Raw genomic sequence first — 21,216 nt, 5'->3', positions numbered from 1 at the left:
GACTGATAGCGCCTGACTCACAGCGTCTTGTAGTCGACCCAGCCCGGGCCATAGATCGGCTGCAACCAGGCGCGATGCAGGGAGTTGTCCAGTGACTCGGCCTGAAAGCGCACGTACTTCCAGTCGCCGTCCAGTTCCAGCTCCCACTCTGCAGCAGCGGTGGGGGCCGTGATCTCGATCAGCTGCGGCGCGTCTGGCTCGCCCGGGCCTGTAGGGTCCGCGCCTCGCTGCACCATCGCCTTCCACTTCACCTTGTCCTGTGCGCTGACGCGCAAGGTGTAGCGTCCCTGCTGTTCAGACATTGCCAGTGGCGTATCGGCCAGCATCACCCCGGTACTGGCATAGAAGCGGTTGCGCTTCACGTTGCGCAGGATATCGGCCTCGTTGAGCGCCGCGGCCACCATGATGAAGCCCAGTGGCGCGTAGTTCTCGTAGACATATTGTTCGCGATAGAACTCGTCGTTGCCGGCAAAGCCTGCGCAGCGCACTCCCTCACACAGAAGATCATCCCAGCAGGGCTCTGCCAGGTGTGGCGCGTAGGGCCTGGCCCCCATGTGTTCTTCCAGGATGGAAAGGCCGTTGTAGACCTCCATGCCCATGATGTTCATCTCCGCGAGGCGCGCACAGGGGTTGAGGAGTGTCTTCTTGATCTGTGTCCATTCGCCGCCTTCGCGCGGGCGGGTGGTCTCGAAGAAGTTGGGATGGGCGCAGATCGACAGGCCGCCGACCTTGCCCATGCTCAGCACATGCAGATATTTCGAATGCTCGCCGGCGAAATAGCCGTCGAGATAGCCGCCATCGTCGATGGTGTCGTTCTGGATCTCGCGTCCCGGAATCACCACGAAGTCATCACGCTGCTCGCCGCGTGAGAACAGCTCGATGTTGTTGAGGTAGGGGTGAACCGAGGTGCACACGAAATCGAAATGGAAGGGAGCGGCCTGTGAGCGCCGGATCACTTCGTCATGATCCTCGCCATGAATCCGGTCCATCGAAATGCTCTCATCGAGCGCTTCGCGGGTATGCACATGGATATTGCCCTTGAGCCAGCGCGTGCCGGGCTGAGGCTCTGACTCGCTCAGCGGGGCGTAGGGATTATGGACACGATGGGCGGCTGGCCTGGCGGCGCTGGGGGAAGTCGGTACTGCTCGGGTCATGTGAGTCATCCTTGTCATGACGGCGTGCCAGAGAATCCTGCTGATCAGTCAGCGGGTGAAGAGATCACAAGCAAACGGCAAGCCAGGCACCAGGGGCGGTGAAGTGGCTCGTGGCGATGACAAGCCCCGAGCCACTTCCTGTCTTTACGATCCTGGTGATCCGGTGTCGCTCAGATAGCCTTCGAGGCCAGCGCGATATCCGGCTTGGCGGCGTCCGGGAGAGCGCTTGCGGCGTGTGACTCGGCACCATCCCAGTAATAGGCCGCGACATCCTCGCTGGGGCTATGGCGGGTCAGCTTGCTGACGACCACCAGCACGACCAGCGAGGTCAGGAAGCCCGGATAGGCGGGGTCGATGCCAGTCGACAGCAGTGGCCAGAGGGCGGTGACACTCAGGGCGCTTGCCATGCTGCTGATGCAGCCGCGGGACGTCGCATGCTTCCAGAACATCACCGCGAAGAACGGGAAGATCAGCGTGGTGGCCGAGATGCGCAGCGCCCATTGATAGGCCGAGATGATGTCGGTCATCAGGAAGGTGACGCCCAGTCCCAGCACGCTGATGATGACGACACTCAGGCGCGCCGAGGCCATCTTCTGCTTCTCGTTGGCGTGACGATTGATGAAGTTGCCGTAGAGATCATGCGCCAGGTTGGAGCTGCCCTGCAGGATGTAGGAATCCGCCGAGGTCATCAGGGCGGCCAGCAGGCCGACGATGACCAGACCGCCGATGGCCGGGTGCAGCAACTGCATGGTGACGTAGGAAAAGACGAGATCGGCCGAGGTATCCAGCGGCACGAATTGGCGTGCCAGTACGCCGATGCAGTAGGGCAAGAAGGAAATCAGCATCACGATGGAGAAGCCTGACACGCCGGCCTTGATGGCCACGTCTTCGCTCTCGGAGGCGAAGATGCGTTGCCAGGTGCACTGCCAGACGAGGTAGAACGGCGCCACCGTCAGCGCGAAGGTCACCACTTCCATCGTCTTGCCCTCGGGCAGCGGGGCGAGGAACTCGATCGGCGTATTGAGCAGTGCATGTTCCAGTCCCCCGGCATAACTCAGGGCAGTGAAGCCCAGCACCATGATGCCGGCGATCAACAGGATGCTCTGCAGGGCATCGGTGACGATGGCCGCTTCAAGGCCGCCCAGAATGGTGAAGCCGAGAATCAGCGCAAAGGACACGAAGATGGCGGTATTGAACTCCAGCCCCAGCACCACGGTGAGAATGGTGCTCATGCCGATGATCTGGATCGCGGTGGCAGGCACCGAGTAGACGAAGGCCGAGAAGAAGGAGGGAAACAGACTGGCCTTGCGGCCGAAGCGGCGCCCGAACAGATCCGCCAGGGTATAGAGCTTCTTGCGACGCAGCGGGCGACTGAAGAAGATGACCAGCATCAGGCTCGCGATGATGCCGGGCAGGGCAAACATGAAGTAGCCGGAGAGCCCCTTGGAAAAGCCCATACCCATCCAGCCGATGAAGGCTGCCGCACCACACCAGGTGCTGATGGTGGTGCCGGTGATCTTCCAGTAGCCCATGTTCCAGCCGGCAATCAGATAGCTGTCAGAGGTCTTCACCTTGCGGAAGTAGTAGTAGCCGATCGCGAACATGATCACGAAATAGCCAATGATATAGGAGTAGTACCAAGCCATTGTCGAGTCTCCGTTTATTGTTGATTGTTCTATGAAGGTCATGCATGGAGCAGGGCGTACGTGGCGTAGCAGGGACTGAAGCGACCCTCTGATTGTCGGGGATGATGCAGTGGGGCAGGTAGCGGACATGGCCGGGGCAACCATGTCTTGTCTTCGAATGTAACCCGTTACATCGACTCAATCTAGCCGAGAAAAAGGCGCTGTCAAAAACAAATTTCACCGGCGGACGAAAGTCTCATGTCGGCGCGATGGCAAGATTCTCGTGGGGAGGGAAGTCATGCAAGAGGCGTCATCCTCATGCCTCGGCGCGCAGAAAACAGGTGGCGTAGCTGGAGGAAACGACGACAACTCTGCCGCCATTCAGGCGATACGACTGCCAGAGGAATGAAGGACTGTGCTGGTCGCGTCTCGCAACGCTGTCATGGCAGGCGATTTTTTCTTCGGCCTGCGGGGCATGGCAGGGCATGAAATCGGGGCGTGCTCAGTCAGGAAGGCGAGCTCGATCAGGAAGGCGTACAGAATCACGGGGTCATCTGAAAGACGCACTGTGTCTTGGCCAGCGTAAAGCCGCAGGCGGCATAGAATTTCCTGGCGACATCGCGCGCCTCATGGGTGCGAACCCGCAGGGTCAGCGCCTCGTCGGTTGCCCAGGCAATGGCCTGCCTGGCCAATGCCCGTCCTGCGCCTTGCCGTTGCGCCTCCTGTGCGACGGACAGGCCCAGTATCTCGATGAAATCGGCCGAAGCGACACGAAAGACATGCTGGGCATGCAGCCAGCCAATCACTTCGCCCGCCTGTTCCGCCACCCAGATGCGGTCATGGCGTGACGCCAACAGGTGCTTCAGTCGCTGCAGGATCAACGCATCATCGTCGTGGGGCAGATAGCCCAGTGCGGACGCGACGCGTGAAATTCCCTGAGCATCCTTGGGTGTGGCAAGGCGAATCTTCATTGATGTTGTCCAGTCCCCATGACGATGATGATGGATGTTCGAGGGTCTCATTCGTCAGAGAGGCTCATTCATCGTCGTAGTGAATGATCGACAGCAGCTGAATCGGCACCTCGTTCAATTTCTCGGGACCATGCGGCACACCGGCATCGAAGGCCAGGCTGTCACCGGGCCCCATGTCATAGAACTTGTCACCATGACGGTAGGTGAGGTTGCCGGAAAGCAGGTAGATGAATTCATGCCCGGCATGACAGAAGTTGGGGAAGACTTCGCTGGCGTCATCCATGGTGATCAGGAAGGGTTCGTAGCGCTTCTTGGGGCCTTGTTTGTAGCTCAACAGTTGATAGGCATGGCCGACTTCCGTGCCGGTGCGCACCACCTGCATACCTTGCCCGGCCTTGATGTGCTGGGCACCACGCCCATTGACATCGTAATCGCTGAACAGCTTCGAGATCGGCAGGCTCAAGGCATTGCACAGCTTGTTGAGGGTATCGAGGCTGGTGGACACCTGGGCGTTCTCCACCTTGCTGATCATGCCCTGGCTGACACCGGCGATACGCGAGACGTCGGAAATCTTGTAGCCCTGTGAGACTCGCTGTTGCTTGAGCGCGCGCGCGATGTGCTGCTCGAGTCCCAGGCGTGTCTCGTCGGCTGCCGCGGTGATGGTCTCCTTCACCTCGGACTGCGCGGCAGGTTCCGCGGCCAGCGAAGGCGCTTTCGTGTCAGGCACTTTCGTGTCAGGCGCTGTCGGTTGAGGTGTATCGGAGGAATGGGAGGATTCTCGCGGCATGGATAACTCCTGTGGCGGAGGTGAATGCGATAGGGATGGGCAGGCGGGATGAGAATACGCGTCCTTGTGGGAGTCGTTGTGCGTCACCCGCGTGCGGATATCGGGTGACATTATCAAGTTTACCGCCAACCCTCATCCACGTTTGTGGCCAGTCCTCGCGGCAAGTACGCCCCGGCCTGACTCCATGGCGTGTGATGCAAGAGGCCTCCTCGACGCCATGCCGAGGAGGCCTCTCAGGTTTCACGCTATCCAGCATCACGCGATTCGCACTGTTGCCGCGGGGCTTGAGCTGTTGCCTCGCGGCTGTGGCGTGCGATCAGCCGCGAGCCAGTCGCTTGGCCTTTTCCGGGTCATCGAAGGGTAGGGAATGGCTGATGGCCGAGAGGCTGGTCTCGCCGTCAGTGCCAGTCTTGAGGGTCAGCGGGGTGCCATGCTCGGCATAGCCGGGTTCGAGACGTGCCAGCGCCATGGAACGATCGCTCAGGCGCGAGTACATGCCCTGGGTGATGACACCGACACACTTGCCGTCGGCGTAGATCTTGTCACCGATCTGGGCGACGTCTTTCGAATCCAGCAGCACGCCATAGACCTTGACGCGCTCCTTGCCCTGCAGCGCGAAGTGTTCGCTGGCGCCACGGAATTCAGTCTTGCCCGGCGAGACGGTGAAGTCCAGGCCCAGTTCCCACAGGGTGTCGCCCACGGGCTGGTCGGGGTACGGGTAGGTTTCGGAATTGTCCGCCGGGTAGAACAGCAGGTGACTCTCGACCCGCAGCCAGTCAAGGGTACCGAAGCTGCACGGCTTGATGCCCATGTCGGCACCCTCCGCGAGGATCTGTTCCCACAGAGAGGGGGCGTCCTTGGCCTTGCAGAAGATCTCGTAGCCACGCTCGCCGGTGTAGCCGGTGCGCGAGATCATCACGTGGCAGCCGAACAGCTGGGTCTGCAGATGGTGGAAGTAACGCAGCTCACGGATGCCCGGCACGTGACGCTCCAGGAAATCCACCGCGACCGGCCCCTGCAGTGACATGTCGTGCATGTCGTCATCGAAGGTCAGGCTGACGGCGCGCCCCAGGGCACTCTTGGCCAGCATTTCATTCGCGGTACCTGTGCCGTGCACCACGAGGTAGGAGTTCGGCGCCAGGCAATAGACGATGCAGTCGTCGACGAACTTGCCGGCCTCATTCAAGACGCTGGCGTACACCGACTTGCCCGGATACAGCTTGGACATGTCCCGCGTGGTGACGTAATCCAGCACGGCCTGAGCATGCGGGCCATTGCAGTGGATCTTCTTGAGCCCCGAGACATCCATCAGACCGGCGCGGGTGCGAATGGTCTCGTGGTCATCGGCCGTGTCCGAGACGGCGTAATTCCAGGCGGTGCCCATGCCATTCCAGTCTTCAAGCTCCGCGCCCAGCTTGCGGTGTTGTTCGGCCAGTGCCGAGATGCGCCATGAATTCGCCATGCGTCCCTTTCTCCTGTGAGTCGTGCTGCCTAGCGTAAATGGGGGGGTGCCGTAGTCCTGCTGATGCTGGCGAAGATGGCGCGCAAGACGCGCATCCGCCGCAGGAGGTGTTGTTGTTCTTTCGCCTTTTCAGGCGCCTCTTCAGGCGCTTCACAACGGCTTGTGCCTGCTGCTTGCCTTGCCTGATCGCACGAGGGTCGATTCTTGGAAGGAAAGAAACATTCCTCATGGTTAAGCAAGGGGCTTGCCAATTCCGTCAAAGGCCATGGCCACGGCAGCCCTTGAGCGAGTCAGGCGCCGATTGGCAGCACGAATCAGGGCGTGAATATTAGCGCTTTGCGTCATGATGGTGCGAAGAGAGGGCTTTGGGCACCGAAATGATGCCTATTTCGAGAAACGGGCAGGAATTCACTCAGGGTCACCTGGCGTTTCCTGTGGGGTGAAATGAACTTGGAAAATAAATTTCCATGAAAAACAGGAGGTTGGTGAAAAGTTCTGGGCGGCAGCTGGCGAAATGGCATGCTGCATGCTTTTCTTTGGGGGAAATAAAGTTGACCAGCAGGAATCACAAAAACTCGTTTCATCCGCTATCTTGACGTGGCGAGTCACCACAAGGGGTCAGGTTTCCCGGGGTGGCAGACAGTGTCGAGGGAGATGGAACCCGGTCCGCTCTCAGAGGAAACCCAGATGTCACCCGAAAACGCGCAACAGTTCATCAAGGATCACGACATTCGCTATCTGCTGGCGCAGTTCGTGGATATTCATGGCGCTGCCAAGACGAAGTCCGTGCCGGCCAATTGCCTGATGGATGTGGTCGAGAAGGGCGCTGGCTTTGCCGGCTTCGCCGTCAGTGGTCTCGGCATGTCGCCGGAGGGGCCGGACTTCATGGCGCGGGGTGATCTGAGCTCGTTGTCGTTGGTGCCGTGGCAGCCGGGTTATGCACGCATGGCCTGTGATGGCTACGTCAATGGTCAGCCGTTCGCCAACGACAGCCGCGTGGTGTTGCTCAAGCAGCTGGAGCGCCTGAAGGAGAAGGGCTGGACGCTCAATAGCGGACTGGAGCCGGAATTCTCGCTGTTCCGCCGGGGGGAAGCGGGTGAGCTGTTGCCGGTGGACGAGAGCGATACCCTCGCCAAGCCCTGCTACGACTACAAGGGCCTGTCGCGTTCGCGTGAATTCCTCGAACGTCTGGTCGAATCGCTGCAGGCAGTGGACTTCGACGTCTATCAGATCGATCACGAGGACGCCAACGGCCAGTTCGAGATCAACTACACCTACAGCGATGCGCTGACCTCGGCAGACCGCTTCACCTTCGTGCGCATGGCCGCCGGCGAGATCGCCAATGACCTGGGCATGGTGTGCTCCTTCATGCCCAAGCCGCTGGCGGACCGCCCGGGCAATGGCATGCACTTCCACCTGTCCGTGTGCGATGACACCGGCCGCAACCTGTTCGGCGATGATTCCGACGCCCAGGGCATGGGCCTGTCGCCGCTGGCGTACCACTTCCTCGGCGGTTTGCTGGCACATGCTCCGGCGCTGTGTGCCTTTGCCGCGCCGACCGTCAATTCCTACAAGCGTCTGGTCGGTGGTGGCAGCACCAGCGGCGCGACCTGGGCGCCGGTCTTCATCGCCTACGGTGACAACAACCGCTCGGCCATGGTGCGTGTGCCCTATGGTCGCCTCGAGTTCCGCCTGCCGGATGCCGGCTGCAACCCCTATCTCGTGCACGCCGCCATCATCGCGGCGGGGCTGGATGGCGTGGCGCGCAAGCTGGACCCGGGCACGCCCCACAATATCAATCTCTACTCGCTGACCCCGAGCGAATGCGCCGAGAAGGGCATCGAGAAGCTGCCGCAGAATCTTTCGCTGGCCATCGATGCGCTCGAGGCGGACAGCATTCTGCGCGAGAGCCTGGGCGAGGGGATCTGCGCCGAGTTCATGCGCCTCAAGCGCGAGGAATGGCTGGATTACAACGCGCAGGTCAGTGCCTGGGAAGTCCAGCGCTACGCCGAATTCTTCTGATCTCATCCGGCGGCGCTCGCGGATCTCGCGGGGCATGCCAGACGAGGGTCGCCACTGTCACCACCACGCTCAAGACATCAGGCAGGAGACGCCTCCTGCCCGTGAGAGGACATCACCATGTGTGGAATCGTAGGGCTTTATCTCAAGAACCCGGCGCTGGAATCGCGCCTGGGGGAGCTGTTCGAGCCGATGTTGATCGCGATGACCGATCGCGGCCCGGACAGCGCTGGCTTCGCCATCTATGGCGACGAATTTGACGCTGGCATCAAGCTGACGCTGCAAAGCGATGGTGCCGATGAGGATTGGGAGGCGATCGCCAAGGGCCTGGGCGAGCAGGTCGGCACGGTGGCGGACTGGTTCAGCAATGCCAGTGTCGCGGTATTCAAGATCGCCGGGGAAGAGAGCGCCGTGCGCAGCTGGCTTGCCGACAGCGCCCCGCAGATTCGCGTGCTGAGCGTGGGGCAGAGCATCGAGATCCTCAAGGCGGTGGGCCTGCCGGCCCATATCGCCAGCCTCTATGGCCTCAAGGGCATGCAGGGCAGCCACATCATCGGCCATACCCGCATGGCGACCGAAAGCGCCGTGACCCTGCAGGGCAGCCACCCGTTCTCCACCGGGCGTGATCTGTGCCTGGTCCACAACGGCTCGCTGTCCAACCACAACTGGCTGCGCACCAAGCTCAAGCGTGAGGGCATCAGCTTCGAGACCGACAACGATTCCGAAGTCGCCGCCGGCTACCTGACCTGGCGTCTGGAGCAGGGCGACAGCCTGGAAGCCGCGATCACCGGCGCCCTGAAGGACCTTGATGGCTTCTTCACCTTCACCATCGGCACGCGTGATGGCTTCGCCGTGGTACGAGACCCGATCGCCTGCAAGCCAGCCGTGATCGCCGAGACCGATGACTACGTGGCCATGGCCTCGGAATACCGTGCCCTGGCCAGTCTGCCGGGCATCAAGGATGCCCGCGTGTGGGAGCCGGAACCCGGCCGCCTGTATCTGTGGGAAAAAGACACCGCCCGTTCGGAGGCCGCGTAATGATGAAGACACACGATCTGGCCGTTGAAGGGCTGCGCGAATTGAACCAGGCCCTGCACGATGCCGACACCCTGAAGGACGCGCGTGAGTGGCGAGTGGTCAATTCCGACGGCGCCCACAACATCGCCTGCGGCATCAATGACGACATCAGTGTCGATATCGATGGCCATGCGGGCTACTACTGCGCGGGCATGAACCAGAAGGCCAGCGTCACCATCCACGGCAACACCGGGGTCGGGGTGGCGGAAAACATGATGTCCGGCTGCGTGCGGGTCAAGGGCGATGCTTCCCAGTCCGCGGGCGCGACCGCCCACGGCGGCCTGCTGATCATCGAAGGCAATGCCTCGGCGCGCTGCGGCATCTCGATGAAGGGCGTGGATATCGTCGTCAAGGGCAACATCGGGGCCATGAGTGCCTTCATGGGCCAGGCGGGACGCATGGTGGTCTGCGGCGATGCCGGTGAAGGGCTCGGCGATTCGCTCTATGAAGCGCGAATCTACGTGAAGGGTACGGTCGCATCGCTGGGCGCGGACTGCATCGCCAAGGACATGCGTGCCGAGCACCTGGAAGAACTGGCGGAGTTGCTGGCGAGTGCCGGAATCGAGGAAGACCCGGCCAGCTTCACGCGTTATGGATCTGCGCGTCAGCTCTATCACTTCAAGGTCGACAACGCCTCAGCCTACTGATCAGGATGCTCAACATGACCGACGAGACTCAAACACAGCCCTACAACCCGGCACTGCGGGAATCTGCCACCTTCGGCCGCGATGTCATCCATGAGATCCAGCGGGCGGCGGAGACGGGAATCTACGATATCCGTGGCTGGGGCGCCAAGCGCAAGGTGCCGCATTTCGATGACCTGCTGTTCCTCGGCGCCAGCATGTCGCGCTATCCGCTGGAAGGCTATCGCGAGAAGTGCGAGACCGAAGTCGTGCTCGGCACGCGACATGCCAGGAAGCCGGTCGTGATCAGCACGCCGGTGACCATCGCCGGCATGAGCTTCGGTGCCCTGTCCGCCCAGGCCAAGGAAGCGCTGGGGCGTGGTGCCTCGGAAATCGGCACCTCCACCACCACCGGCGATGGCGGCATGACCCCGGAAGAGCGCGGCCAGTCCTCGCGCCTCGTCTATCAGTATCTGCCGTCACGTTATGGCATGAACCCGGACGACCTGCGCAAGGCCGATGCGATTGAAGTCGTGCTCGGCCAGGGCGCCAAGCCCGGCGGTGGCGGCATGCTGCTGGGGCAGAAGATTTCCGAGCGGGTCGCGGGCATGCGCACGCTGCCGCAGGGCATCGACCAGCGCAGCGCCTGTCGCCACCCGGACTGGACCGGCCCGGATGACCTGGCGATCAAGATTGCCGAACTGCGCGAGATCACCGACTGGCAGGTGCCGATCTACGTCAAGATCGGCGCGACCCGCACCTACTACGACGTCAAGCTGGCGGTGAAGGCGGGTGCGGATGTCATCGTGCTGGATGGCATGCAGGGCGGCACGGCCGCCACCCAGGATGTCTTCATCGAACACGTCGGCATCCCGACCATGGCCGCCATCCCCCAGGCCACGCAGGCACTGCAGGAGATGGGCCTGCACCGTGAGGTGCAGCTGATCGTCTCCGGCGGGATTCGCAACGGCGCCGATGTGGCCAAGGCGATCGCGCTGGGTGCCGACGCCGTGGCCATCGGTACCGCCGCCTTGATTGCGCTGGGCGACAACCATCCGCGCTACGCCGATGAGTATCAGAAGCTGGGGTCCGCCGCCGGTTTCTATGACGACTTCCAGGATGGCAAGTGTCCGGCCGGTATCTCCACCCAGGACCCGGAGCTGAGCCAGCGACTGGACCCGGTCGCAGCCGGCAAGCGTCTGGCCAACTACCTGCGCGTGCTGACGCTGGAAGCCCAGACTCTGGCACGTGCCTGTGGCAAGTCGCACCTGCACCACCTGGAACCGGAAGATCTGGTCGCCCTGAACGTGGAAGCCGCGGCCATGGCCCGGGTGCCGCTGGCGGGCACCAACTGGGTGCCGGGACAGGGCGGTTACTGATGGCACGATCTTTGTTGTGAGTGTTCCATTGCGCATGAGCGCGATCGTGCATGGCTAGCATTGCGCATGATTGTCATGGCAAAGCTTCGAAGCCTTTTGTCAGCAAGCTCGCCGCAATGTTGTCCAGGCAAGCTGTCCCAATGACAGAGCTCTGCTCCGGTTGATGTAGAAAGATTTGACCTGATTGCATCGAGTCATTAGAGCGCCTCACCCCTTCGGTGAGGCGCTTTCTTTTGTGCTGAGTAAAGTCAAGGAATCCGGCCACTATCATGCAAGCGAAAGCGCGTCAGAATGCTGATGATGGAGAAGCCCGTAGTGTCGTTATGATTGAAAGGTCGTGATTTTCTCGAGGCAGAATTTTTCCATTATTTCAGGATCTTGTGGTTATTTCATGAGAAAGATGTCAGGCGTAGAGGTTGGCTTGTGGGGTGAGATTGAATCAGGGCAATAATGGTGAATACAAGCCGTTTTTTCTGAGCGTGATGTTCTGTTTTGGTGCGTGAATGTCTCGATTGATGGTTCATATATGAAGCAGGATTTTCAGGCAATTTTGTCGGGTGTGTGGGGCAATGATTTTGCCGTCAATGGCACGAAATATGCTCAAGAAATGGAGTGGTAGTCGGATGCACGTCATCGTCAAGACGGCGGCATTACAACAAGGACAATTTCTCAGAGCAGGGTCGTGTCATGAAAAGCCCGCAATCATCCTCTGTCACTGCCGGGATTCGAAGTCGGCAACACTATCCACGCATCGAGGCGCTGCCCGATGCCCAACGCTATCTGGTGGCATGCCAGTCTCCCGAGAGCCTGCCAGGCACTGGTGAGGCGGCGGGCAACGCCCGTCAGCAGCTGCAGATGCATTGTCAGCTGATCAGTACGCTGCTCGATCAGCTCGGCAGCCACGAGGTGGGAGGCGCCGTGCAATCCGCCCCGGCAACAGAGGCGTTGCCCACGGGGCCCGCCGACAACGCCCGCCTGCATCGCTGGTACGACGTCGATGACCGCCCGAAGGCCTGCGACGCACTGGTCGGCGCCATCAGCGAGATCGGTGTCGCGGGGTGCCTGGTCATCATCGGCAGTGAGCATTTCGTGTGGCAGGTCGCCAATCTGGCTCAGCAGCAGGGGCTGCTGCTGGATGACATGGTGATGTTGCCGGTCGCTGCCCTGGGGCGGCATGTGTTCTGCGTGCACTGTCAGCAGGTCAGTGAGCATGTCATCCACTCGCCGGCAGCCTGTGATGGCTGTGGTTTGATGCTGGAAGTGCGTGATCATTTTTCCAAGCGTCTCGGCGCCTACATGGGCGTGCGAATCGATGCGGAAGCCCCGGGAGAGATTCCCCCACAGGAGGAGGTGGCACCATGTCTCGCTTCATGAAGGCGCGGGTCGCCGCGGTCGATCAGCTCAGCAGCAGCGTGCGCCGTCTCACTCTGGTGCCTGCCGATGAGGCGTCCCCCTTCACGCCGTTCTCGCCGGGCAGTCATGTGGTGCTGGGCATTCCGGGAGAGGGGCGGGTGTGTCGCAACGCCTACTCATTGATCAGCCCGCCGGATGATCCCTCGCATTACTGCATCGCGGTGCGTCGTCAGCCGGTCTCGCGTGGTGGCTCCGAAGCCATCCATTCCCGCGTGCAGGTCGGCGACGAGCTGGAACTCAGCCCGCCGGCCAACCTGTTTCTGCCGCACTGGCAGGCGCGCCACCACCTGATGCTGGCAGGCGGCATCGGCATCACGCCATTTCTCTCCTACCTGCCGGAGCTTGAGCGGCGTGGCGCCAGCTGGGAGCTGCACCTGCGCAGCCAGGACCTCGACGTCGCCCGCTTCCCGGAGGCCGCGCCCTATCTGGCGAGTGGCAACATCACCCAGCATCGTCTCGAACGCCCGAACCTGAAGGCCTTGCTGGCGCGTCAGCCCGCCGGCACGCACGTCTATCTCTGCGGCCCGCAAGCCATGATCGATGCCGTGAAGGAAGCGGCACGCGAGCTGCACTGGAGTCTCGCGCGCATCCACCACGAGGTCTTTGCCGCCCCGGAACCGGGGACTCCCTTCACGGCCGTGGCGCGCGCCAGCGGTGTGGAAGTGGCGGTCGGCGCCCAGGAATCGATGCTGGAAGCGCTGGAGCGCAGCGGTGTCGAGGTGACGAGCCTGTGTCGTGGCGGCGTCTGCGGGCAGTGTCGGGTCGAGATGCTGGAGGGGGAGGCGGAGCACCGTGATGCCTTCCTCGATGAACAGGAGCGGGCCAGTCAGCGCTGCGTGATGCCCTGCGTTTCCCGGGCACGCAGCCAGCGGCTGGTGCTGGATCTCTGAATACGTCTTTCGCGAGATGGACCCCCAAGGAGCAGGAACATGCAATTTTCCCCGCGAGATGACCAGGCGTTTCATGGTCTGTTCACCTTCAAGAATTCCGATCACGCCATCCAGCGTTTTCCCTTCCCGTTCCCGGAAGATGAGTACCGTTACTCGGTCAATATCGAGCCGCATACCTTGCCCGGCAAGCCGGGTTCCATCACCGAGCACATGCTGGATATCGATGAGCACTATCTGAGCGAGATCGCCGAGCGTGAGCGGGTGCTGGCCAAGGACCCCAGGCGTTGCCTGGTGATGCCGCACATGCAGCCGGCCGCCTGGGACTTCCTGGAATTCGTGATGACGCATTACGCCCGGGACTATCCCGAGGCCTTCAGTTTCGAGCGCGACGGCGATGACTGCGTGTGGCGCAACCATCTGCTGGGACTGGAGCAGGCCTTTTGCATGGGCGATGACGCCAGCCTGCCATTGCCGCCGCTGGACTATATCGGTCGTCAGATGCAGGGCGATATCGCGCTGCTCGACCAGCGCGACGGTGACCTGTTCATGGACGCCGGCATGATCACCTGTCCGGCGGACTGGTCACTGGCCTTCGATGCTGGCATGAGTTTCAAGCAGTGGCATGGCCCGGTGCCGCTGGCGCATGAGATGGGCGTGTTCGATCGCGCGCTCAAATACCTGTGCGCCATCCAGGTCGGCGGGCCGGTGCGGCGTCTGAACTGGACCATGACCATCCATCCGCGCATGGACAGCTCCCCGGAGACCTATGCCGAGTGGGGCAGTGATCGCACCACCATCACGCCAGAGAATGCTGGCCGTGATGTGCATCTGCGGGTCGAGCTGCAGACGCTGGTGCGCATGTCGCGCAGTCATGCGCTGTTCTTCGGTATCCGCACCTATCTGATCAGCCTGGAAGACCTGTGTACCAACCCGGTCTGGCAGACGCGGCTGTTGAAGGTGCTGAAGACCCTGCCGCCGGAGCTGATCGACTACAAGGGACTGACACGCTATCTGCCCAGCGTGCTCGAGTGGCTGGAAGCCCGCGAGGCGAGTGTCGCGGCCAACGCCGAAGCGACGGCGCAGGCAGCAGTCTAGGCCACGCTCTCGGCAAGCCGCTTCTGGCAAACAACTCTCGGCGCCGAGGGCGTGACAGGGAATGGATCGCAAGCCACTGACCAAAGCGCTTGCGGATAACAACAAAGGGGAAACGCTGGTGAATATCGATGTGCTGCAACTCAGCTACGCGCTGGATACGTTCTACTTCCTGATGTGTACCGCGCTGGTCATGTTCATGGCCTGCGGCTTCGCAATGCTGGAATCCGGGCTGGTGCGCTCCAAGAATACCGTCGAGATCCTGACCAAGAATGCGCTGCTCTACGGCATCGCCTGCCTGGTGTTCCTGGTGGTGGGCTACAACGTGATGTATCCCGGTGACAACGCCATCAGCAGCGTGATTCCGGGGCTGTCGTTCATGCTCGGTGCTGACAATAGCCTCAGCGACATCAGTGCCGGCGAAGGCGCCGCCTATTACTCCAGCATGGCGGACTTCATCTTCCAGGCGGTGTTTGCCGCCGCGACCATGTCCATCGTCTCGGGGGCCGTGGCAGAGCGCATGCGCCTGTGGCCGTTCCTGATCTTCGCGGTGGTGATGGTCGCGGTCATCTATCCGGTGGAAGGTTACTGGAAGTGGGGCGGCGGTTTCCTGGATGCGATGGGCTATCAGGACTTCGCGGGCTCGGTGGTCGTGCACATGGCGGGCGCGGCGGCGGCATTGGCGGCGGTATTGCTGGTCGGTCCGCGCAAGGGGCGCTATGGCGCGGACGGCAAGGTACGTGCCATCCCGGGCGCCAATTTGCCGATCGCCATGCTGGGCATGTTCATCCTGTGGATGGGCTGGTTCGGCTTCAATGGCGGTTCGATGCTCAAGATCGCCAGTCTCGATGATGCCAACAGCGTGGCGCGTATCTTCGTCAACACCAATGCCGCGGCCTCTGCGGGCATGGTGGCCGCGGCGCTGCTGTCACGCGCCATGTTCGGCAAGACCGACATGACCATGGTGATGAACGGTGCCCTGGCCGGTCTGGTCTCGATCACCGCGGAACCGCTGCTGCCGTCTGCCGGCCTTGCGGTGCTGGTCGGCGCGGTGGGCGGCATCATCGTGGTGCTGTCGGTGGTGGGGCTTGATCGCCTCAAGATCGATGACCCGGTCGGTGCGATTTCCGTGCATGGTTCCGCAGGCCTGTGGGGCATCATGGCGGTGCTGTTCTCCAATCCGGAGGCGGACTTCGGCACCCAGATCCTGGGCACGCTGATCATCTTCGCCTGGATGTTCGGCGCAAGCTTCGTGGCGCTGCTGGTGATCAAGAAGGTCTGTGGTGGCCTGCGTGTCAGCGAGGAAGAGGAACTGGAAGGCATGGACATGCACGAATGCGGCATGGGCGCCTATCCGGAATTCGTCAACATGTCCTCGCCGTCACAGGGGGAAGGCAATGTGTCCGGGCACGCCGGCAAGGCGAGCGCAGCGGCCTCGGCTGCGGTGCTCAAGGGGGCAACGCGCTGAGCCCGCACTCCAGGTGCTGGAGTCTCAGAGTCTGATGATTCAGAGGCGCAGAATTTGATGACTCAGAGCGTGATGCGCCCCGCCAGCATGTGATACGAGAAGGCCCGCCAATTGGCGGGCCTTCTCGTGTTCCAGGGCGAACGGCGGGGGAAAGGTGAGGAAAGGTGGGGAAAGGATAGGAAAGGCAGGCGGAAACAAGAAAGATGATGACAGGCCCGGGATGAACAAGCCGCGATCAGACGGACACGGCGTCAGCGGCGGTGCAGGCCACCCAGCTCATGATTGATATGGCGGGCGCAGTCCATCAGCGCGCCGCGCAACAGCAGGCGTCGGCGCTCATCGGCCATCATCGCATCAGGGCCCGAGATATTGATGGCGCCGACCAGATGGCCGGTATGGTCATAAAGCCCCGTGGCAATGGCGGTGGCGTAGTCGGAGCGACTCTCCACCCACCCCTGGCGGCGGGCTTCCTCGATGGCATCCTTCAGGGCAGGCAGATTCTGGGGCGCCGGCGGTGGGTAGTCATCCAGGCGGATCTGGCGGTAGAGCTGCTGCAGTTCATCCTCGCCCAGCACCGTGAGCAGAATGCGCCCCATGGCGCTGACATGACACGGCAGACGGGAACCGATGGGGATGTTGACCGACATGCGCTGTGCGGCGAAGGCGCGGTAGAGATAGATGGCATCCGTGCCCTCGCGAACGCTCAAGTGACACGACATGGTGGTCTGGTCGCGCAGGGTGTCCAGGTGGGGTGCGACCACCTCGACCAGGTCACGACTGGCCAGATAGCTGAAGCCCAGCGAGATGACCTGTGGCCCCAGTTCATAGGTATTGCGGGCGATCTTCTTGAGATAGCCCATGTCGGTGAGAGTGATGACGATGCGGTAGATGGCCGAGTTGCTGGTACCCAGCTCCTCGGCGAAGTCGTTGGTGGTCAGCACCTTGCGACTGCTGCTGAACATCTCGAGGATTCTCAGCCCGCGAAACAGCGCCGGCACGGTGTAATCGTTCTCGCGCGATGCCGCGAGCGAGGAAAGTGCTGTCGGGGCGCTCGCGACATCTTGCCCGCTGGAAAGCGACACTTGGGAATCGGACATACCTGGTTCCTTTGGCAACGTACGACAGGCGGTTGGCGAAACGCAGCGTCCCCGTCGCGGCCTGTGGGTCAGGCGGCGACGGGGAGCGGGTGGTAACGCGAGAGGCATCCGCGGGCGGATACCGGTGTCGCGCCGCAATCGCTAGCCGTGATGATGGGCCAGCAGGGCAGCGGCTGTCACTTTCTCGCCGGAGTATTCGCGCATGGCATCGAGCATGACGCCCCATAGATAGTGGCTGGAGGCGATGTCGAACAGCAGGTGGAAGCAGGGACACTCAAGGCTCCCCGCATTGACGATGATGGCATTGGTGCGTGCCACCGAGGTCTGGGCGACGCTTCCCGGCGGGAAGGCCTCGCTGCGCAGATCCACCCCACACAGCTTGGCCATCAGGGCGGGCAGGGTGCTGCCGCTCAGGCTGAACCAGGCGTGGGAATCACGCCGTGGCAGGGAATGCACGCGCATGCCCCGGGCCAGCGCTTCATCCGCCTGTGCGATGAGCGGCAGCTCGGCCACGCCCGCCTGTGGGCTGATGGCCGGCGCCAGGTGCAGAAACTCACCCACTGACAGCCTGACCAGCCAGCTGCCATCTGACTGAAGCGTTGCCGCATTGGGCGTGCCCGGCACCGTGAAATCCAGCGCGGCCAGCCAATCGGCGGCGTCGCGGCCGCGCACGCCTGCGCGTCCCAGGGCGCTCATGTCGGCGAGCGCACAGTGACTGAGGGCCGCCGTCGAGACATCTTCCGTCGCGGTCGTCATCGGGCTGACCAGGCTCTCGGGCAGTGGACAGCGTGCAAGCGGGAGGGCGCCGCCCAGCGTGTTCGTCATGGTTGTCGTCATCTCACAGCTCCTGGCGGGCAGACTCGGGATCGAAGAAGGGCAATGCGACGACGTCGGCCTGGACCAGTACGTCGCCCTGCGTGCGGATGGTGATCTTGCTGCCGGGCGTACTGCTGTCGATTCCGGCGTAGGCCAGGCCGATGATGGCACCCAGCGTCGCGCTGTACTCGCACGAGGTCACGTTGCCGGTGATGTCGCCGCCGGGCTTGGCGGCGTCTGCGCTCTGTTCACCTCCGCTGAGCACCAGCTGACCTTCCAGCGGTTGCGGGCTGTCCTTGGGCAGCATGAAGCCGACCAGCTTGCGGGTCTGGGGCTGGGCGGCAAGGATCTCGATCGCCCGTCGCCCGACGCAGAAGGGCTTCTTGTGGCTGACCGCCCACTCAAGGCCGATCTCACCGGGATGGCTCATGCCATCGGTGTCCTGACCGATGATGATATGGCCTTTCTCCAGACGCAGCAGACGCTGGGCCTCGACACCGAAGGGGCGGATATCGGCCTGCTCGCCTGCCAGCATCAGCAGGTCCCACAGTGCTTCGCCGAAACGGCTCGGCACATGGATCTCGTAGCCCAGCTCACCGACGAAGCCGACCCGCAGCAGGCGTGCCGGTATGCTGCCGGTGGTGCCCAGCAGCTCGGTCTCGATGTGGCCGGTGCGTAGTTCCAGATAGGGGAAGGCCTGGGGGCTCAGGTCGATATCGCGGCACACCTTGCTCAGCACCTCGCGGGCTCTGGGGCCGGCCAGATTGACGGCGCACCAGGCCGTGGTGACGTTGGTGATATCGACATCCAGCCGCCACTGGGCATTCCACTTCAGCATCTGCTGGTAGACCCGGTCCACGCCGCTGGTGGTGGCGGTGACATAGAAGTGTTCCTCACCGAGGCGACACGACACGCCGTCATCGATGATCACGCCTTGCTCGTTGGCCATGGTGGCGTAACGCGTGCGCCCCACCGGCTGCTTGAGGAAGGCGAAGGTGTAGAGGCGGTTGAGCAGTTCGGCGGCGTCCGGCCCGCGCAGCTCGATGCCCCCCAGGGTCGAGACATCGATCAGGCCCACGCCATTGCGCACGGCCAGTGCCTCGTTCTGCATGGCGTCATTGCGCTCCTCAGGGCGGCCATAGAAGGCCGGGCGCGCCCAGTGGCCGGCCGGCATCATGGTGGCGCCCAGATCCAGGTGGCGCTGATGCATCGGCGTCTGGCGGTAGGGGTCGAAGCTGCGACCGGCCAGCAACGGCAGCGGTTCGGCCACGAAGGGCGGACGCGCGGTGGTCACGCCGGTCTCGCTGATGGTGCACTGGGTGGCTTCGGCGACCAGACGCGCGGCCGGCAATGCCGAATGACGGCCCTGGGAGGGGCCCATGCCCAGCGTCGAGAAGCGCTTGACCAGCTGGATGTCGCGATAGCCGTGGCGGGTGGCATTGAGGATGTCGCGAATCTGCAGGTCTTCATCCAGATCGATGAATTCCTTGCCCTTGGGGTGCGCGAACAGTGGCCAGCCATGCTGACGGAAGGGGCGTGACGGCGTGATGGCCGCCGGCTCATTCGCCTCAGGCGTGACATCCACGACCTTGCCTGCGGCGGCCAGCCCGGCCAGTGCAGACCTGGCGGCACGCTGGCCATCGGCCATCACGTCCTTGAGGTGATAGAGGCCATTGGCGGAGCCAGCCATGTGCAGGTGTGCCGGCAGGCCGCTGAGGCTGAAGCGTGCATCGTCATCCAGATAGGAGAGCTTGGCGCCCGCCTGGCAGGCCAGCTGATAGACCGGCATGTAGCCCGCCGTCATGCAGACCAGATCACAGGGGATCACATCCCCCTCGGCGGCCAGTTCGCCGCGCGCGACGATCCTGCGTACCTCGACGCCCGTGACGTGATGCAGCGACTTCTCCGCCTGCGCTTCAAAGATGGCGTGCTCGAGCTTCAGGGCGATGCCACAGTGACGGACGGCATCGGCCAGACTTTCATCATCGGGCTGGGCGCGCATGTCGAGCAGGGCGACGATGTTGACGCCGTGCTCCATCAGGTCCAGCGCCGCCAGATAGCCATCATCGCTGCCGGTGATCACCACCCCTTGCTTGCCCGGCAACACGCCATAGTGCTGCATCAGGCGCTGGGCGGCACTGGCGAGCATGATGCCCGGCAGGTCGTTGTTGCGAAATACCACCGGCTGGTCGAAGGCACCGCTGGCGAGAATGCACTCCTTGGCCCGCACCTTGTAGAGGCGCTTGCCGCGGATCACCGGCAGGTAGTTGTCGGTGAACCAGGCATTGCAGGTCGCCTCGGTCATCACGTCGATGCGCGGATGCGCCGTGACGGCCGCGCCGAGACGCTCAAGCGTCTGGCTGGCCTCATGTCCTTCGGCATCGAAGCGCGCGTAGGTCAAGGCACCGCCGAGCAGGCGGCCCTGTTCGACCAGCAGCACGCTCGCGCCACCCTCGGCCGCCTCAAGTGCGGCCGTCATGCCGGCCGGGCCGGCGCCTACCACCACCACGTCGTGGAACAGATAGGCCTTGTCGTGATAGTCGCCGCGCACGTCCAGATTCAGCGTGCCGAGCCCGGCCTTGCGACGAATCAGCGGCTCCCAGTACTTCCAGACGCCCTTGGGCTTGTAGAAGGCGCGGTAATAGAAGCCCACCGGCATGAATTTCGAGAACTTGCCCAGGCGCATGTCGCGGTCGTTGTCCAGGCTGCCAGAGACGTTCTGGGCGGTGACTTCAAGCCCCGGGCTGATCTGGCGCTCATCGCCCAGCACGTTGGGCTCATCCGGCAACTGCACCAGGGTATTGGCATCCTGGCCGGCGAAGGTCAGGGCGCCACGCGGGCGGTGATACTTGAAGGAGCGCGACAGCAGCCAGCGGCCATTGGCGGCCAGAGCACTGGCGATGGTGTCGCCGGCAAAGCCCTGATAGCTCTTGCCGTCGAAGCTGAAGGTCACGGGCGTGTCACGGTCGATCAGTCGGCCCATCGGGGCCGGCAGACGTGCGCCTCGGGTCATGGGGACTCTGGCGTTCATGCGCGTTCTCCCGAGCTATCCGTGGTGTGCAGTGGGAACTCCACGCGCTGGGTGAAGCGCTCGGAGGGGTCGAAGGTGCGCAGGATCTCGTCGGTCACGGTGTGACGCTCGGCGAGGAACCAGTAGCTGGAGGCCGCGTGCATCCACCATTCGGTGACGACACCGGCGGTGTTGTCGCTGAAGAAGACGTAGTCGGCCCACTCGCGATCACTGCAGGTATCGGGGTCTGGCATGTCGGCAAGCTCGCCGCCATACACGAATTCGCTGATATTTCGGGGCCCATTGAGTGGGCAGGGCATGATCTTCATCGCG

The 21,216-nt window shown here is 62.6% G+C and carries 17 protein-coding genes; 8 read left to right on the top strand and 9 right to left on the bottom strand.

Features of this window, described 5'->3' with window-relative positions; genetic code table 11:
- Positions 1-17: 17 nt before the first annotated feature.
- The 5 genes from MSG32_RS06655 to MSG32_RS06635 all read right to left on the bottom strand — a co-directional run bounded on the left by MSG32_RS06655 (position 18) and on the right by MSG32_RS06635 (position 5,999).
- Entirely contained in the window at positions 18-1,154 is a 1,137-nt protein-coding gene (locus tag MSG32_RS06655; RefSeq protein WP_248378847.1) for a hypothetical protein, read from the bottom strand.
- A gap of 170 nt (positions 1,155-1,324) precedes the next feature.
- Positions 1,325-2,800, bottom strand: coding sequence for a sodium:solute symporter family protein (locus tag MSG32_RS06650; RefSeq protein WP_248378846.1), 1,476 nt, complete (start codon positions 2,798-2,800; stop codon positions 1,325-1,327).
- Between the two features lie 521 nt (positions 2,801-3,321).
- Complete coding sequence (locus MSG32_RS06645; RefSeq protein ID WP_248378845.1) at positions 3,322-3,750, bottom strand: GNAT family N-acetyltransferase; 429 nt, start codon at positions 3,748-3,750, stop codon at positions 3,322-3,324.
- A gap of 64 nt (positions 3,751-3,814) precedes the next feature.
- Positions 3,815-4,537 carry an XRE family transcriptional regulator gene (locus tag MSG32_RS06640; protein ID WP_248378844.1) on the bottom strand — a complete coding sequence of 241 codons (723 nt, stop codon included), beginning with the start codon at positions 4,535-4,537 and terminating at the stop codon, positions 3,815-3,817.
- A gap of 316 nt (positions 4,538-4,853) precedes the next feature.
- Entirely contained in the window at positions 4,854-5,999 is a 1,146-nt protein-coding gene (locus tag MSG32_RS06635) for an aminomethyltransferase family protein (protein ID WP_153635589.1), read from the bottom strand.
- 687 nt (positions 6,000-6,686) lie between these two features.
- Here MSG32_RS06635 and glnT point away from each other — a divergent pair.
- The 8 genes from glnT to MSG32_RS06595 all read left to right on the top strand — a co-directional run bounded on the left by glnT (position 6,687) and on the right by MSG32_RS06595 (position 15,960).
- Positions 6,687-8,021 (top strand): type III glutamate--ammonia ligase, encoded by a 1,335-nt coding sequence (gene glnT, locus MSG32_RS06630; RefSeq protein WP_054555957.1) that lies wholly within the window; start codon positions 6,687-6,689, stop codon positions 8,019-8,021.
- A 117-nt stretch (positions 8,022-8,138) separates the two neighbouring features.
- Positions 8,139-9,056, top strand: coding sequence for a glutamine amidotransferase family protein (locus tag MSG32_RS06625; RefSeq protein WP_054555958.1), 918 nt, complete (start codon positions 8,139-8,141; stop codon positions 9,054-9,056).
- On the top strand, positions 9,056-9,742 hold the full coding sequence (locus MSG32_RS06620; protein ID WP_235506987.1) for a protein glxC: 687 nt from the start codon (positions 9,056-9,058) through the stop codon (positions 9,740-9,742). The genes MSG32_RS06625 and MSG32_RS06620 overlap by 1 nt, the downstream gene beginning before the upstream one ends.
- Positions 9,743-9,756: 14 nt before the next feature.
- Complete coding sequence (locus tag MSG32_RS06615) at positions 9,757-11,097, top strand: FMN-binding glutamate synthase family protein (protein WP_213114087.1); 1,341 nt, start codon at positions 9,757-9,759, stop codon at positions 11,095-11,097.
- Between the two features lie 687 nt (positions 11,098-11,784).
- Positions 11,785-12,471, top strand: a complete 687-nt coding sequence (locus tag MSG32_RS06610; protein WP_213114088.1) for a dimethylamine monooxygenase subunit DmmA family protein — start codon at positions 11,785-11,787, stop codon at positions 12,469-12,471.
- Positions 12,456-13,400, top strand: a complete 945-nt coding sequence (locus MSG32_RS06605) for a PDR/VanB family oxidoreductase (protein ID WP_248378843.1) — start codon at positions 12,456-12,458, stop codon at positions 13,398-13,400. The genes MSG32_RS06610 and MSG32_RS06605 overlap by 16 nt, the downstream gene beginning before the upstream one ends.
- Before the next feature lie 39 nt (positions 13,401-13,439).
- Entirely contained in the window at positions 13,440-14,495 is a 1,056-nt protein-coding gene (locus MSG32_RS06600; RefSeq protein ID WP_248378842.1) for a DUF3445 domain-containing protein, read from the top strand.
- A gap of 118 nt (positions 14,496-14,613) precedes the next feature.
- The gene (locus MSG32_RS06595; protein WP_248378841.1) at positions 14,614-15,960 is read left to right on the top strand and encodes an ammonium transporter; all 1,347 of its coding nucleotides are present in this window, start codon (positions 14,614-14,616) and stop codon (positions 15,958-15,960) included.
- A 251-nt stretch (positions 15,961-16,211) separates the two neighbouring features.
- Here MSG32_RS06595 and MSG32_RS06590 read toward each other — a convergent pair whose 3' ends face one another.
- The 4 genes from MSG32_RS06590 to MSG32_RS06575 all read right to left on the bottom strand — a co-directional run bounded on the left by MSG32_RS06590 (position 16,212) and on the right by MSG32_RS06575 (position 21,212).
- Entirely contained in the window at positions 16,212-17,057 is an 846-nt protein-coding gene (locus MSG32_RS06590; protein ID WP_107334959.1) for an IclR family transcriptional regulator, read from the bottom strand.
- 141 nt (positions 17,058-17,198) lie between these two features.
- Positions 17,199-17,894 carry a hypothetical protein gene (locus tag MSG32_RS06585; RefSeq protein ID WP_248378835.1) on the bottom strand — a complete coding sequence of 232 codons (696 nt, stop codon included), beginning with the start codon at positions 17,892-17,894 and terminating at the stop codon, positions 17,199-17,201.
- 1 nt (position 17,895) lies between these two features.
- Positions 17,896-20,904: a 2Fe-2S iron-sulfur cluster-binding protein gene (locus tag MSG32_RS06580; protein WP_248378833.1), complete on the bottom strand. Its 3,009-nt coding sequence runs from the start codon at positions 20,902-20,904 to the stop codon at positions 17,896-17,898.
- Positions 20,901-21,212, bottom strand: a complete 312-nt coding sequence (locus tag MSG32_RS06575) for a sarcosine oxidase subunit delta (protein ID WP_054555966.1) — start codon at positions 21,210-21,212, stop codon at positions 20,901-20,903. Before MSG32_RS06575 ends, MSG32_RS06580 begins: the two co-directional genes overlap by 4 nt.
- Positions 21,213-21,216: the final 4 nt, after the last annotated feature.

The sequence above is a fragment of the Cobetia sp. 1CM21F genome, assembly GCF_023161745.1.
In the GTDB taxonomy this organism is placed as follows: Bacteria; Pseudomonadota; Gammaproteobacteria; order Pseudomonadales; family Halomonadaceae; genus Cobetia; species Cobetia amphilecti.
Note: the sequence above shows the minus strand (reverse complement) of the source record. Positions and strands in the feature narration are given on the sequence as shown.